The following is a 15279-nucleotide window of genomic DNA, read 5'->3' on the forward strand; positions in this document are numbered from 1 at the left end:
TATTTCCCCTACAGAGCTACATTTCCTTCTACGTTAATCGGGTCTAGTGGCTTAAAAAAACACATTCCTTTTCAGCCATAAACAGCCAATATTGAAAAGCTGATAGGTTTCTTTTGCAGATCTGCTGTGAATTACAAAGCTGCCTTATGCCTGATTTTTGCCCCGCCTGTATCCTTTAATCCCATAGATATATAGATTCATAAAAAAACTCAACTTAATCTATTGTCATATCGGCAACATTGAAACCACCTACGAAAAAAAAAGCCGTACTTATTGGTACCGACCCCCGAAAGTTAGAGTGAAAAAATCTAACTTTCGGGGGTGTTTTTATGGCTAAATATAGTGAAGAATTTAAAATAAAGCTTGTCACCGAGTATTTAGATGGAAATCTTGGCTATAAATCATTGGCAAAAAAATATAATATGGGCAGCCAGACACCAATCGTGGAATGGGTAAAAGTCTATAAATCTCAGGGGATGGAAGGATTAAAACGAAGAAAGACGAAGAAGGAGTATTCTGTTCAATTTAAATTAGATACGATACAATTTATGTTACGTACAGGTGCTTCTTATTTAGAAACTGCTGTTCAATTCAATTTGAACCACCCTTCCTTGACTAGACGCTGGATGAAAACACTTCAAGAACAGGGAGTAGAAGGCCTGAAACTAAAATCAAAGGGGCGGCCTTCTATGTCTAAAAAACCCAATAATCAGAAGAAAAAAGAAGAAAAAAAGGGAACACGAGAAGAAGAGTTAGAACGTGAGAATGAACTACTAAGACTGGAGAATGCGTATCTAAAAAAGCTAAAAGCTTTTCGCGAGAATCCGAACGCCTTTCACGAAAAGCACAAACTAAGATGGCATTCGAACTTAAAGAAGAAGGATTTCGATTAAAAGATATTCTCTTTGTTGTAGGAATTCCAGAAGCAACTTATCACTATCATGTGAAAAGTTTTGGTAAAGAAGACCCGGATATAAAATTAAAAGAACTCATTGCACACCTATTTAAAAAGTTTTATGAACGCTACGGTTATAAACGTATTTCTACGGAATTAAAGAAACTAGGACACCTTGTCAATCATAAAAAAGTCTATCGTATTATGCGGGAGCTAGGATTAAAATGTGTGAAATTCATGCGAAAATCTCGTACTTATAATTCCTATAAGGGGACGATTGGAAAGGTAGCGAAAAATCGATTATCTCGCCGTTTTAGCACACCTGTCCCTCTTCAAAAATTAGTAACCGATATTACAGAATTCAAATGTCTAGGCGGAGAGAAATTATATGTAAATCCGATTCTTGACCTTTATAACGGAGAAATTGTTGCGTTTGAAATAGGGAAACGTCCAACGTTAGATCTTGTCATGAAACCTTTGAAAGAAACATTAGAGGTACTAAAGAATCATGCGACCTATCGCACCACGATCCATTCCGATCAAGGCTGGCACTATCAACACAACAAATGGGTGAGGACGTTAAAAGAGAATAAAATATTTCAAAGTATGTCACGTAAAGCAACCTGCGCAGACAACGCTTCTATGGAGAATTTCTTTGGCATTTTAAAGCAAGAAATGTATTATGGGGAAAAACTAGTAAGTTATGAAGAATTAAAAAGTGGAATAGAAGAATATATCCACTGGTATAACAATGAACGATCAAAAACAAAATTAGCTGGATTGAGTCCAGTCGAATACCGAACTCAATCTAGCCAATCAGCTGCATAATAAAACTCTAACTTTTGGGGGTAACCACCATTCCAATAATATGGAATAAGTACGGCTTTTCTGTAATCAGCCTTCTAATAAAAGCTGTTCAGGATCTTCTAAAAGTTCTTTAACTGTGACGAGGAAGCCAACCGCTTCTTTTCCGTCTACAATTCTGTGGTCATAAGAAAGCGCAAGATACATCATTGGCCTGTTTTCCATTGTATCATTATCAATGGCAACCGGCCTAACCTGGATTTTGTGCATTCCGAGGATACCCACTTGTGGGGCATTTAGGATAGGCGTTGATAATAATGATCCAAATGTTCCTCCATTTGTGATTGTAAACGTGCCGCCAGACAAATCGGATAGTGCCAGTTTGTTGTTCCTTGCCTTTACAGCAAGATCAGAAATCGATTGTTCGATTCCGGCAAATCCTTTTCTGTCTGCATCACGCACAACAGGAACCACTAAACCTTCATCTGTCGAAACGGCAACGCCGATATCATAAAATTTCTTCATGATAATTTCATCGCCATTGATTTCTGCATTAAGAAGGGGGTATTTCTTAAGTGCGCCGATAACCGCTTTGGTGAAGAAGGACATAAAGCCCAGCTTGACATCATGCTGCTTTGCGAACGCATCTTTACGGCGTTTCCTAAGATCCATGACCGCTGTCATGTCAACTTCGTTAAAGGTAGTAAGCATTGCTGCTTCATGCTGCACTGCCACAAGTCGTTTGGCAATGGTCTGGCGTCTGCGGGACATTTTTATTACTTCTACACGGTCATCTGATTGGGATGGTGCCGCTGGTGCAGGCGCAGCCTTTGGAGCCGGAGCACTTTGCTTTTGAACAGGTGCTTTTCCAGCCGCTTCTACATCCTGGACCCGTACCCTTCCAAGCGGATCTGCAGCTGCTACTTCACTTAAGTCAATTCCCTTTTCACGAGCAAGTTTTCTTGCAGCAGGAGAAGCTATTGTCCGCTGTGCAGGGTCTTGTTTTGTTTCTTCTTTTGGTTCCGTTGTGATAGGCTCTGTCTTCGCTTCTGGAGCTTTTGGAGCTTCCGTGTTAACAGGAGCTGCAGTTTCAGCAGGAGCTTCAGCTGGTGCCGCTTTTGAACCGCTTTCGTCTACTACAGCAATTGCCTGGCCAACTTGAACGGTATCTCCTTCTTCTGCAAGAAGCTCTTTTAGTGTTCCAGAGTAATCTGAGATAATTTCCACATTTACCTTATCTGTTTCAAGTTCAAGGATATAATCCCCTTTTTCCACTGTATCTCCCGGTTGCTTTAACCATTGAGCAATGGAACCTTCTGTAATTGATTCTGCTAATTCCGGTACTTTAACTTCAGCCATCTTACTTTTCCCCCTCTACTGTACGTGTAATCGCTTGAGTAATAATCCTCTGCTGCTCTTTTTTATGGACCGTCGGATCTCCCTCTGCAGGGCTTGAACGGCGTTTTCTTCCTATATAAGAAACATTCAGGCCATGAGGTGCAGCTGCATTCAGCCTCGGTTCAACAAAGTTCCATGCCCCCATGTTTTTAGGCTCTTCCTGCAGCCAGATAATTTCCTTCAGCTTTGGATATTTTTTCATGATCTTCTGGATTTCCTCAAATGGGAATGGATAAATTTCTTCAATCCTGATTACATGAAGCCAATCCAGTTTTTCCTCAGAAGAAATTCTGCCGCTAAGTTCAACGGCGAGCTTTCCTGTGCAGAAAACAATTCTTTCTACTTGATCAGGATTTTCGCCCAGACCCGGCTGTTCAATGTAAGTCTGGAATTCACCTTCAGTAAAGGCAGAAACCTCTGATGCCATTACCTGATTTCTCAGCAGGCTTTTCGGCGTCATAAGTACTAGCGGCCTTACTTCATCCATTTCAAGAATTTTGGCTTGTCTTCTTAAAATATGGAAATACTGTGCTGCAGAACTCAAGTTTGCAACAGTCCAGTTGTTTTCAGCTGCAAGGGAAAGGAAGCGCTCCAGGCGCGCACTTGAATGCTCTGGCCCTTGTCCTTCGTATCCGTGAGGCAGCAGCATGACAAGCCCGGACTTCTGGCCCCATTTAGCACGTCCGGCGGCAATGAACTGGTCAAACATCACTTGTGCTGTATTGGCGAAATCCCCAAACTGGCCTTCCCAAAGAACAAGTGTTTCAGGTGCAAAAACATTATATCCATACTCAAACCCTACCACTGCTGTTTCAGTGAGCGGACTGTTATGGACAGCAAAAGAAGCTTTTGCAGACTCAAGTTTGTGAAGCGGTGAATATGTTTGGCCATTCTCGCTGTCATGAAGAACAATGTTGCGCTGTGCGAATGTTCCCCGTTCAGAATCCTGTCCTGTCAGCCTGATTGGCGTACCATCGCTTAAAATGGATGCAAATGCCAAGGTTTCAGCATGGGCCCAGTCTATTTTTCCATTTTCAGTGAATGAATCAAGGCGGCGGGTAAGGATGCGTCCCAGTTTTTTATTGACTGTAAACCCTTCCGGCCATTGAACTAACTCTTCATTAATCTTTTTAAGTTCATCTGCCGCTACAGCGGTTTCAATTTTGGGAAGTCCATGTTCAACCGTTTCAGGCGGGTTGCATTCTGCGCCTTCCTCCGGTTTATCGCCTGATACCCTGCTATATGCTTCTGTCAGCCTTGAATCCACTTGTTTTTCAATGTCTTCGATTTCTTCCTGAGAAATTTCGTTATTTTTCAAAAGAAGTTCCCCATAAATTTCTTTCTGGGTCTTATGCTGATGTATAAGAGCATACATTTGCGGCTGAGTGACTAGCGGCTCGTCCATTTCGTTATGGCCAAAGCGTCTATATCCGATTAAATCAATTAAGAAATCCTTTTTAAATTCTTTGCGGTATTTATATGCCAGTGCCACAGCTGCAAGGCATGCCTCAGGATCATCTGCATTCACATGGACAATCGGCACTTCGAATCCTTTAGCAAGATCGCTTGCATATCTTGTGGAACGGGAGTCTTCACTTTCAGTGGTAAAGCCGATCATATTATTTGCAATGATATGGATGGATCCGCCGGTCTGGTAACCGCGCAAACGACTTAAGTTAAGGGTTTCCGGAACAATGCCTTCACCTGGGAAAGCTGCATCTCCGTGTATTAAAATTGCTATCGAACCCGTTATATCCTGAACAGGATAACCGGCCTTTGTCCTGTCTTCCTGTGCAGCACGTGAATATCCGACAGAAATCGGGCTGACCACTTCAAGATGGCTCGGGTTATTGGCCAAGGTAATTCTTGCTTTTTGTGTATTTTCTTTTGTAATTTGCTTATCAAGGCCTAAGTGATACTTAACATCGCCTGTCCAGCCGTAATTGATGCCAATCGATCCCTCAGATGGAACAAGATCTTTATTTGGAGAGTGCTGGAATTCAGAAAAAATCACTTCATATGGCTTCCCAAGCACATGTGCAAGGACATTCAAACGTCCGCGGTGGGCCATGGCAATATTCACATTAAAAGCCCCGTCCTGAACTGCTTCAGAAATCAATTCATCGACAATCGGAACAAGTGTATCTAAACCTTCAATAGAGAACCGTTTTTGGCCGACATATGTACGGTGCAAAAATTTTTCAAAGTTTTCTACTTCAGTCAGCCTTTTCAGCAGGAGTGACTTTTTCTCTTTAGTAATCTCAGGGAACATGCTTCCGGTTTCAACCATATCTGTAAGCCATTGTTTTTCGTCAAGATCACTAACATGCTGAAACTCAAAGGCTATCGTTTTTGTATAAAGTTCTTTCAAATATCGAACAGCATCGTATCCGTCCTTCACATAATCAGGAGAAGCAGCACAAATGAAGTCTGCCGGAATTTTTTTCAGATCATCTGCTGTTAGGTCATATTTTTCAAAATGAATCTGCTCTGCATCTAATGTTTTGTCATTCAGAGGATTAATATTGGCCGCAAGATGTCCATATGTACGGATGTTATCAGCCAGCTTAACGGCTGACATGATTTTCTTCATAGATAGACTCTCGCTTGGCTCGATGGTTTGCCTCACCGGTGCCTCTGCCATAACTTCTGCATGTGCATCCAATGCCGGCGGACCAGCAATCTCAAATAAGTTTTTCAGTTCCGGATCCACTTCATCCGGATTGCTTTGCAGTAAATCGTATTGCTCCATGACGTACCCAAGGTTTGGACCGGAAAAAGCTTTCCATGGATCGTATGCCTTAGCATCCTTGTTGGCCATCTTGTAAACCCCCAGATTTTTTCAAAATTTTAAGTTCCCGTTTTACCCATCCCCAGAATATTTGCTGTTTGTCTATTTTTAATAAATATATAAAAATAGTTAATTTGCTATAAATTTATAATATTCAAAGGATAAAACGTTTTCAGATGTTATATTAACATGTTTTCAATGAAATTTCCAAAGAGATTCCTCGCATTGATCAGCAAATTCCAAGAAAATATTCTGCTTTATTCAGTATTTTAAAGCTTTTACTTAATTTTTTTCTGAATTAGCCCATTTTTCGCTGTTTCGACATTTTTTTCTTCAAGCAAATAAATCAGGGTCTGGAAGAAAATATCATAAAAACCCTTACATCTGACGAAACCATTATAACAAAATATAACTTTTTTTGTTCTACAAATTTTTTATTTTTTTGCATCTGCCGAATAAACGCAAACAAAAGCTGTGCTATTCGCTTGAACAATAGAAAAAGCCGGATAAAACACCTTCTGCGGGTTTTCCGGCTTTTCTCATTAAATTACGGCAATTGTCCTGACTAATGCTTTTTGGGTTTCTAGTAATTTCTATAAATTTCTATTTAATAAGGCTCTGCAAAATTTGTCTTTTTTAGCGAAAATGTACGATTGGAGCATTTTCCTGAATCATATCGAATTCATATCCCTGACTTTTCAGCCCCTCAATAATGGCAGGGAGGGCTGTGACTGTATTTTTCATGCTATTAATATCATGAAGCAGAATAATGGCCTTTTTTTGGTTTCGGGCCCCTTTCAGCACTGAGCTGATAATAGTTCCTGTGCTTATTGCCGGACTGATACCATCTGTAGAATCCACATTCCAGTCACAATACACATAGCCTTTATCCTTCAGCTCCTGGAGGATGCCATCCATCATTTCCTTTTTGACATTTTGGCTGATCATCCTATTTTTGCTTCCTCCGGGAAATCGGATGTACTTTGATGTAATTCCGTATTTCTTTTGAAGCATCTGTTCCAGCCGGTTTACATCCTGAAAAAATTTCTCTTTATCCTGGTAAATCACTGAATAATCATGGGTATAAGAATGCAATGCCACTGCATGGCCTCTTCTTATCATTTCTTTATAGCCCTGATCTGCGTATTTCTCTTCGTTTCCCATTACAAAGAAAGTAGCTTTGATATGATACCGGTCAAGTATATCCAAAATATCCAGGGTATGTGTGGAGGGGCCGTCATCAAAAGTCAGATAGGCCACTTTCTGGCTGGCTCTGTCAGCCAGTTCCAGCGGAGTCAGTTCCTCAGGCACAGTTTTCCATTGCTGTTTTTCACCATTCTCGCCTTGAGATCCTTCAGCCGTCCTTTCCGCTGCAAATGGATCCTGACCGGCCCCTAAAATAAATATCAATAACATCAGTAAACTCAGAACGATTTTCATTTCAGTTCCCCCTTGTTACTCATAAGGTGCTCAACAGGAGGAAACTCATTCACAGAAACAAAAAACCTGGAAATCTCCATGTCCGGAAGTTACTTCATTTTAGGTATCCACCCTGTTTGCATCAAAATACCTTGCCTGCGGATGTGAAAACACGACTGCAGAAACTGAAGCCTCAGGCTCCATCATGAAGCCTTCAGTAAGTGAAATGCCAATTCCCTCTGGCTGTAGCAGCCTGAAGAGCTTAGCCTGGTCATCAAGATCCGGACAGGCAGGATATCCAAAAGAGAATCTTTGGCCTATATATTTTGCGGCCAGTCTTTCTTTCATGGTCATATCCAAGTGATCGCTGATTCCCCAGTCATTTCTCATGATATGGTGGAGCCTTTCAGCAAACCCTTCAGCCATTTCAAGTGCAAGGGCCTGCAGTGCATGGCTTTTTAAGAAGTTTCCTTCTTTCTTTAGTTCTTCAGCCTTTAGCCGGATTCCCTTGCCTGCAGATACAGTGAAAAACCCCGTATAATCCATGATGCCAGAACTTACAGGTTTAACATAATCGGCAAGGCATAATCCCATTTCCCCGTTTTGACGGGGGAAATCAAAGATTTCGGCCACTTCTCCCGGATTTTCAGGATTATAGATAAGAATTTTATTTCCTTCGCTTTGTGAAGGGAAAAACTGATATACGCCATTTAAGCTAAATTCAGGATTGGTTTTCAGCATGTCCACAAGTTCATTTGTCAGCTCATTTAAAAATGCGGCTTTTTCATTCCCCTCCCGCAGCAGTACATCCACTTTCCCTTTTAGCCCCAAATGATGCCCTATCAGCATCTGTTTATTAACATAAGGCAAAACTAATTCCAGAGGGTAATTTTTCAAGACATGCCGCCTGATGTCTGCAGGTTTTTTCACCTCAAGATCTCTTGAAATAATAAATGGGGCCTTTTTGGCAATCTGCGGCCTTTCAAGCAAGGAAACGGCTTTAGCATTATGTTCTGCTTTATTTCTTTTTAGATCCAGATTAAGGAGAAATTCTTCTTTCTTGCTTTCATCATGGAGCATATTCGCTGCTGAAAGCCCGTCCATGGCATCCTTCGAATATATGACAGGCCCATCATATTCCGGCGAAATCTTAAAATCAGTAAATTTACGGGATAATGCAGCCCCGCCTACAAGGATTGGCACATTTACTCCCGCCTGCTTTAAATCCTGTGCCGTTATCACCATTTGCTGTGCAGATTTAACAAGGAGGCCTGAAAGCCCGATAACCGTTGGATTATGGGTACGGACCGCTTCAATAATCTGCTGTGTCTGGACCTTGATTCCCAGATCAACGACTTCAAAACCATTATTCGAGAGGATGATTTCAACTAAATTTTTCCCGATATCATGTACATCGCCTTTTACGGTTGCCAATAGCAGCTTGCCTTTTTTTGCGCTTGTATCTCCAGCCATAAGCGGCTCCAAATAGGAAACGGCCGCCTTCATCGCTTCTGCACTTTGAAGGACCTCCGCTACAATCAGTCTGTTATCGTTGAAAAGCCTTCCTACTTCAGACATGCCGTCCATCAGCGGTCCATTAATGATGGCAAGCGGCTCCTTGCCCTCTTTCAGGGCGATGTCAAGATCAGCCAAAAGACCCTCTTTTGTTCCCTCTATAATGTAGTTTGCAAGCCTTTCATGCAGCGGAAGCGATGCAGCGCTGACTTTCCTCTCCGTTTTCTTTCCGCGGTAAAACTCTGTGAAAGCGGCTAATGCTTCTTTCGAGGTATTAAAAAGCAGTTCCTCTGCAAGGCGAACCTCTTCCTTGGGGATAGAAGCAAAACGCTCTAATTTTTCCGTGTTGACAATCGCATAGTCCAACCCTGCTTTTGTGCAGTGATATAAAAATACAGCATTAAGGATTTCCCGCCCCCTTGCCGGCAAGCCAAAAGAAACATTGGAAATGCCCAGGATCGTCTGGCATTGCGGATATTTTTCCTTGATGCTCTGGATGCCTTTAACCGTTTCGGAGCAAGAGCCCAGGTACTGCTCATCACCAGTGCCGACGGGAAAAACGAGCGGGTCAAAGATGATATCCTTTGGATTGATTTTATATTTATTAATAAGCAAATCCATGGACCTGCCGGCAATTTCAAGTTTTCTTTTCACATCAATTGCCATTCCCTTTTCATCAATTGTCCCCACAACTACGGCCGCACCGTATTGATGAATGTATGGGGTGATTCTTTCAAATCGATCTTCACCATCTTCAAGATTAATTGAATTGATGATGCTTTTTCCCTGTGAGTTCTTCAATGCCTGCTCAAGAACGGCTTCATCTGTAGTATCTATAACTAAGGGTACCTTAACCTTCTTCACAGTCTCCCTGACAAATTCCTTCATATCCCCGAACTCGTCACCATCTGGGTCTGCCAGGCAGATATCAATCACATGGGCGCCCTTTTTCACTTGTGCTCTCGCAACCTCTGCCGCCTGCTCATATTTCTTATCACGTATCAGCTCTTTGAATTTGCGGGATCCTATCACATTTGTCCTCTCCCCGACAAATAGCGGCCTCATCGTTTCATCGTATATGAGAGGCTCTATGCCAGTAATTGCGTGATTGTGGGTGTTTTCTGGAAGGACTCTTGGCAGTACATCCTTTAAGGCGACAGACAGGGCCTCAATATGGGCTGGTGTAGTACCGCAGCAGCCGCCAATAATATTGACCCAGCCCTTTTGAGCAAATTGCTTCATTTTTTCCGCCAGGGAAACTGGCGATTCATGATAATGGCCTTCTTCATCCGGCAGCCCGGCATTCGGATAGCAGCTTACTGCATGGTGAGACAGCCCTGAAAGTGTGCGGATATGGTCAATCATAAACTCCGGCCCTGTTGCACAATTCAGCCCGACTGCCAGCGGGTCCATATGCTCACAGGATAAATAAAACGCTTCGATGGATTGCCCCGCGAGCGTTGTTCCCATCGGTTCGATCGTTCCGGAAATGATGATTGGCACCGTTCTTCCTGATTTCTTAAAGGCTGATTTAATTCCTAAAAAAGCGGCCTTAACATTCAGCATATCCTGACAGGTTTCGACTAGAAGCAGATCTGCCCCTCCGTCCAGCAAACCTCTTGCCTGCTCTTCATAAGAGGAAGATAATTCATCAAAACCCGTCCCGCCTGTAACGGAAAGGGTTTTGGTGGTTGGACCCATCGAGCCTGCCGCAAACCGCGGCCAGCTGACTGTAGAAAATTTATCACATGCTGCTCTTGCCAGCCTTGCTGAAGCTTTATTCAGTTCATAAGCCATACTTTCGAGCCCGTATTCCTCCAAAACAATGCTAGAAGCCCCAAAGCTGTTGGTTTCAATAATATCTGCCCCTGCTTTTAAATAAGCTTCATGAATGGACAAAATAATCTCTGGGGCTGCAAGCGAAAGATATTCATTGCATCCATCATACTCTTCACCGCCAAAATCAGCTTCGGTGAGGTTTTCAGCTTGAATCATCGTTCCCATTGCACCGTCCAGGATCAATATTTTCTTTTTCATCTGCCTTACTATCAGATTTTCACTCATATGCTGTCACCTCTGCCATTTTCATACTATCCGTCTTCCTGATATATTCAGTCAGCATTGCTGTCATTTCATACCTCATAAACGGAGTAATTAAATAAATTCCTTGAAACTTAGCCATCGCCGCATCTGCCAAAGATTTAGCAATGGCAAGCCCCTCATTCCTGGCAAGCAGCGGATTGCTGCCGGCAGCAGCCATGGCACGGCGCACATCATCCGGGAGTGTAATGCCCGGTATTTCATTATGAATAAATTCAGCATTTCTGGCACTTGTCAGCGGCATGATGCCTGCAAAAACAGGTGTATCAAGATGTTTGGTCGCTTCATATACTTCTTCCATCTGGTTTACGGAATAAATCGGCTGTGTCAGGAAGGATTGTGCGCCGCAGATAATTTTCTTTTCCATTCTTTGTACAGCTTTGTCGAGATACTTAACGTTAGGGTTAAATGCTGCAGCAATTTTAAAATGGGATTGCTGCCCAAGGCTTTGCCCCGAAAACGATAAACCCTCATTGAACTGCTTGACGAGGCTGATCAAATCGAAAGAAGAAAGGTCATAAACAGAAGTAGCTCCCGGAAAATCGCCAATTTTGGACGGATCGCCAGTCACAACAAGCAGTTCATTCAGCCCCAGCGTTTGGAGTCCCATCAAATGAGACTGCAGGCCAATCAGGTTTCTGTCCCTGCAGGTCAGATGTATCAGCGGATTGGCCCCCATCTGGTTTTTCAGCATTACACCAAGAGCTGCATTGCTTATTCTCGGCGTTGCGAGCGAGTTGTCAGCAAGGGTAACGGAATCAGCACCTGCATCCAAAAGTGCCTTAGCTCCATTCATAAAAGGTTCAATTCCGAGCTTCTTTGGCGGGTCAAGCTCAACGAGAACCGTCCGTTTTCTTTTAGCCAGCTGGTGCAGTGCTGGTGTTTTATCATCAGTTATCTCGATGATTTCTATCTTTCTGGCCTTAATTTCTTTTTGTGTAACAGGAGGGATAATGCCAAGCTTCTTTTTTACTTCCGCAATATGAAGTGGAGTTGTTCCGCAGCATCCGCCAATTACTGCTGCCCCCTGTTCCCTGAGCTTTAAGGCACTTGAGCCAAAGTATTCCGGCACGGCTTCATATATCAGCCTGCCATCGATATATTCGGGGAGGCTTGCATTCGGATAAACGGATATCGGCGTGCTCTTCATAAGGGGAACTTCTTCTAGGGAGCGGATCATATGATGCGGTCCAAGCCTGCAGTTTATGCCTGCAACATCAGCACCCAGCTGTTCAATTCTTTGAAATGCTTCATTTAAATGAATGCCGTTTTGCATGTATCCAATTTCATGCAATGTAACATTGGAGATGATAGGAAGATCTGTTTCTTTCCTGGCAATCGGCAGCACGGTTTCCAGCTCTTCGAGGTCATAAAAAGTTTCAAGAATCAGACCATCAGGCCCTTCCATAAGAATACTGTAAAGCTGCTCACGAAAGCTGCGTTTTATCTCCTCCATGCTAAGATCATTTTTCCTTATGCTCCGCAAAGCCCCAATCGTTCCAAATACAAATGCTTTTCCTTCCGAGGCCTTCCTTGCGATTGCAACTCCATTGCGATTAATGGTGCTTACTTCATCTTCAAGGCCGTACCGCTTCAGTTTATGATAGTTTGCACCGTAGGTATTGGATTGCAGAATATCGGCCCCAGCTTCTAAATAGGCCCTGTGAATAGTTTCTATTTGGCCGGGTTCAGTAGAATTAAGCTCCTCATAGCAATGATCAATTCCATGGGAATACAGCAATGTTCCCATGGCTCCCTCCCCGATAAGCACCCGTTTTTTCAGCTCGCTCCGGAAATCCATATGACACCTTCTTTCAATATTTGTGTGTAATTAATAAGTGCTTACTGTATACTTGGCTGTTGCTCTCCGCTAAAGGTTGGAAGACTTCCGAGGACGCGCTGCTCCCCCGTGAATCAAGCCCATCCATTCCAATAATAAAGTGCAGGAATTTGCAATGAACCATAACAATGGTCTTCGAAAATAAAATAAAAACAGGCCTTCTTGGAAGAAGGCCTGTTTCAAACATTCTCCTCATCTATCAAGCTTCTGCTTGCTGGATTTAGCACCATGGCAATATGCCGGTTGCTGAGGCTTCATGGGGCCAGTCCCTCCACCTCTCTCGATAAGATATGTAATTTTAATATTCAAAAAAATTAATTACATTTAATTTACATGATTAAGCAGCCAATTTCAAGGCTTTATGGAAAATAGTATGTATATCCTTCTAAAAAACCAGGCACTATACCCGCTCCTGCTCTTTTCTGCTTCTGGCCATCGCTTAACCTTACTATCCCTGTGAGCACATCAGGGGAAGTATTAAAGACAAAAAAACTAAAAAAATCAGCACCATGTTTACCAAAAGCTGCAGAAGTGAATAACAAAACTATAATTGCAAGGAGAAAGGAGGCATTTTTTTGATTGAAATTTTAGCTAAGCAATTCCGCAGGCCAGACGGACTATTAGGAAGGCTTGCCGGAAAAATAATGCTGTTCGAAAACCGCAGGATTAACCGCTGGACCATTGACCTATTGAATATAAAGCCCGGGGATTATCTTCTTGAGATTGGATTTGGGCCAGGATATGCGATAAAGGAAATTTTTCGCAGGCACCATAATGTGAAAATAGATGGAATTGATGTCTCAGTGTCCATGACTAAGGAAGCAGAAAAGAGAAATTCAAAAAATGCAGAAGAAGGAAGGCTTCAGCTATACAGCGGGGATGTGTCAGATTTCAAACAGGATTTATACAGATACGACAAGGTTTTTTCTGTTAATAACTATCCCCTTTGGAAAAATCCCAAGAAGGAATTAATCAGGATTCACCATTTGATGAAGGATGGAGGAACCATCGCCATCACTGTACAGCCAAGAGAGGAAGACGCTTCCCGGGAAAAAGCCCTGTCTCATGCCATAGAAATTGAACAAGCACTCTTTCATGCCGGATTCCGCAGCATCTCTGTTAAGTTCAAGAAAATCCGCCCTCAATTAACGGTATGTGTTACTGCCCATTGCAAAAAGAATTAAAAAAATTCAAGGTGTTATAAGAGCTCACTGATTTTAACGGAATCGCTGAGCTCTTGTCCCTTAAACAAACTTTATCTTAGAGGAATATTAAGAAAGCCTTTTTTTCAGCTTTTTCTTCCAGTCTTCTGCAAGTCCTTCTGCGGAAATCAGTTCCTCTGCGGCTGCCAAGCCTCCCTCCTGGTGCAGAAGGATTCTGGATGCCTTTAACACGGTAATTGGCTTTTGTGCGCGGTGCAGTAAAGTTATATCATCATTTTGATTGATTGTGCCAGCATCAATCATTTTTGCAAAATAACCTGTATAGCACGTGTCCAAAATGCGCTTTAAGAATTGAGGTTCTTTATTGAAATAAGAAATCGTGGAGCATGGCACCCTTCCTTGTGTTACCTGGACTGCAGCACTGCTGCCAATTCTGAAAATATCACCGATGCATACTTCTTCTTCCTTCATTCCATGAACGGTCAGATTTTCCCCAAAAGCAGGCATCGTAATGGTTTTCTGGAATTCTTCCTCCCATCGGGAATAGTGTTCTGCAGGGTAAAAGCATACAGCGCGTTCAGGTCCGCCATGGTACACCGGATTGCCTACTCCGTCCCCGGAAAATCCATTTACACCGAGTTGCGCTTTTTCTGTTTTCAGTTTTTTTATGGCTGTTTTGATATTCATTCCGCTGAATACCTCATCCTGCGGTTTTCCTATTTGAAGCGATACAATGCTCCCTTGCATTAACATTATATTTCATCCTCTCTGTGTAAGCATCTCACATCTCTTTTAGTGAATACATCCGATAGAATCGCAGCCGATTTTGGAGATTTTTTAATATGCAGTCCCCTCTATGTAAGTATACTAAAGCTTGCCGCCTTAAAATACAGCTCATGGTGTATTCGTGACAGGGCAGTGGTCTTATGGTATTCTAATGATAGATAAAAACAAAAAGAACCGCAAATGTGCCAGCATCTGCGGTCCCGCGATAGAATTTTCCTGTCGGACCGGACTTCTATCAGCAAACAGGCCTCTCCTTGTGCATTTTAGGATGGCCTATTTTTTATTGTGAAAAGACAAAATTGCAATTATGAGAGTAGCAAACGAAAACATCGCCATAAAAGTTTCAAAGATTGTCAAAGGCATCACCCCCTTTTCCGGGGAGTCCCGATCCTAGCAGTCTATCGCCCTTCTATTATACCATAATTCCCTTAAAATAACGAACATGTGTTCCTTTTGAACAAAATGGCTACTTTAGTACTAAAAATTCTGAATAGTTGTTGTTTTTGATATTGAGACATGTTACTATTACCATACAATATATAGTTGATCCACTGATAATATCGCCTAT

General features: G+C 42.4%; 10 protein-coding genes and 1 riboswitch. Of the genes, 3 read left to right on the forward strand and 7 right to left on the reverse strand.

Annotation, left to right across the window (positions count from 1 at the left end; all coding sequences use genetic code 11):
- The first annotated feature begins 329 nt into the window (after positions 1 to 329).
- Entirely contained in the window at positions 330 to 893 is a 564-nt protein-coding gene (locus ACN6MY_RS15785; RefSeq protein ID WP_419881045.1) for a transposase, read from the forward strand.
- Positions 857 to 1723, forward strand: a complete 867-nt coding sequence (locus ACN6MY_RS15790; protein ID WP_419881046.1) for an IS3 family transposase — start codon at positions 857 to 859, stop codon at positions 1721 to 1723. The genes ACN6MY_RS15785 and ACN6MY_RS15790 overlap by 37 nt, the downstream gene beginning before the upstream one ends.
- 66 nt (positions 1724 to 1789) lie before the next feature.
- Here ACN6MY_RS15790 and odhB read toward each other — a convergent pair whose 3' ends face one another.
- From odhB to ACN6MY_RS15815, 5 genes are all read right to left on the reverse strand, one after another.
- On the reverse strand, positions 1790 to 3058 hold the full coding sequence (gene odhB / locus ACN6MY_RS15795) for a 2-oxoglutarate dehydrogenase complex dihydrolipoyllysine-residue succinyltransferase (RefSeq protein WP_419881047.1): 1269 nt from the start codon (positions 3056 to 3058) through the stop codon (positions 1790 to 1792).
- 1 nt (position 3059) lies between these two features.
- Complete coding sequence (locus tag ACN6MY_RS15800; protein WP_419881048.1) at positions 3060 to 5918, reverse strand: 2-oxoglutarate dehydrogenase E1 component; 2859 nt, start codon at positions 5916 to 5918, stop codon at positions 3060 to 3062.
- Positions 5919 to 6524: 606 nt separating this feature from the next.
- Positions 6525 to 7328: a polysaccharide deacetylase family protein gene (locus ACN6MY_RS15805; RefSeq protein ID WP_419881049.1), complete on the reverse strand. Its 804-nt coding sequence runs from the start codon at positions 7326 to 7328 to the stop codon at positions 6525 to 6527.
- Between the two features lie 99 nt (positions 7329 to 7427).
- A complete protein-coding gene (gene metH / locus ACN6MY_RS15810) occupies positions 7428 to 10886 on the reverse strand; it encodes a methionine synthase (protein WP_419881050.1) in 3459 nt (1152 codons plus the stop codon).
- Complete coding sequence (locus tag ACN6MY_RS15815; RefSeq protein ID WP_419881051.1) at positions 10879 to 12723, reverse strand: bifunctional homocysteine S-methyltransferase/methylenetetrahydrofolate reductase; 1845 nt, start codon at positions 12721 to 12723, stop codon at positions 10879 to 10881. Before ACN6MY_RS15815 ends, metH begins: the two co-directional genes overlap by 8 nt.
- Before the next feature lie 228 nt (positions 12724 to 12951).
- Positions 12952 to 13052, reverse strand: a riboswitch (SAM riboswitch).
- Positions 13053 to 13337: 285 nt separating this feature from the next.
- Between ACN6MY_RS15815 and ACN6MY_RS15820 the strand changes: the two genes are divergently transcribed.
- Complete coding sequence (locus tag ACN6MY_RS15820; RefSeq protein WP_419881052.1) at positions 13338 to 13946, forward strand: class I SAM-dependent methyltransferase; 609 nt, start codon at positions 13338 to 13340, stop codon at positions 13944 to 13946.
- An 87-nt stretch (positions 13947 to 14033) separates the two neighbouring features.
- Here ACN6MY_RS15820 and ACN6MY_RS15825 read toward each other — a convergent pair whose 3' ends face one another.
- Positions 14034 to 14678 (reverse strand): MOSC domain-containing protein, encoded by a 645-nt coding sequence (locus ACN6MY_RS15825; RefSeq protein WP_419881053.1) that lies wholly within the window; start codon positions 14676 to 14678, stop codon positions 14034 to 14036.
- Positions 14679 to 14984: 306 nt separating this feature from the next.
- The gene (locus ACN6MY_RS15830; RefSeq protein ID WP_371261463.1) at positions 14985 to 15074 is read right to left on the reverse strand and encodes a putative holin-like toxin; all 90 of its coding nucleotides are present in this window, start codon (positions 15072 to 15074) and stop codon (positions 14985 to 14987) included.
- Between the last annotated feature and the right edge of the window lie 205 nt (positions 15075 to 15279).

The sequence above is a fragment of the Peribacillus sp. B-H-3 genome (assembly GCF_048572925.1).
Taxonomy (GTDB): Bacteria; Bacillota; Bacilli; order Bacillales; family DSM-1321; genus Peribacillus.

What these genes read in the sequence shown, in the direction of transcription:
- ACN6MY_RS15830 (WP_371261463.1), bottom strand. Translation starts at nt 15,074, where the DNA reads ATGCCTTTGACAATCTTTGAAACTTTTATGGCGATGTTTTCGTTTGCT.
- odhB (WP_419881047.1), bottom strand. Translation starts at nt 3,058, where the DNA reads ATGGCTGAAGTTAAAGTACCGGAATTAGCAGAATCAATTACAGAAGGT.
- ACN6MY_RS15825 (WP_419881053.1), bottom strand. Translation starts at nt 14,678, where the DNA reads ATGTTAATGCAAGGGAGCATTGTATCGCTTCAAATAGGAAAACCGCAG.
- metH (WP_419881050.1), bottom strand. Translation starts at nt 10,886, where the DNA reads ATGAGTGAAAATCTGATAGTAAGGCAGATGAAAAAGAAAATATTGATC.
- ACN6MY_RS15815 (WP_419881051.1), bottom strand. Translation starts at nt 12,723, where the DNA reads ATGGATTTCCGGAGCGAGCTGAAAAAACGGGTGCTTATCGGGGAGGGA.
- ACN6MY_RS15805 (WP_419881049.1), bottom strand. Translation starts at nt 7,328, where the DNA reads ATGAAAATCGTTCTGAGTTTACTGATGTTATTGATATTTATTTTAGGG.
- ACN6MY_RS15800 (WP_419881048.1), bottom strand. Translation starts at nt 5,918, where the DNA reads ATGGCCAACAAGGATGCTAAGGCATACGATCCATGGAAAGCTTTTTCC.
- ACN6MY_RS15785 (WP_419881045.1), top strand. Translation starts at nt 330, where the DNA reads ATGGCTAAATATAGTGAAGAATTTAAAATAAAGCTTGTCACCGAGTAT.
- ACN6MY_RS15790 (WP_419881046.1), top strand. Translation starts at nt 857, where the DNA reads ATGGCATTCGAACTTAAAGAAGAAGGATTTCGATTAAAAGATATTCTC.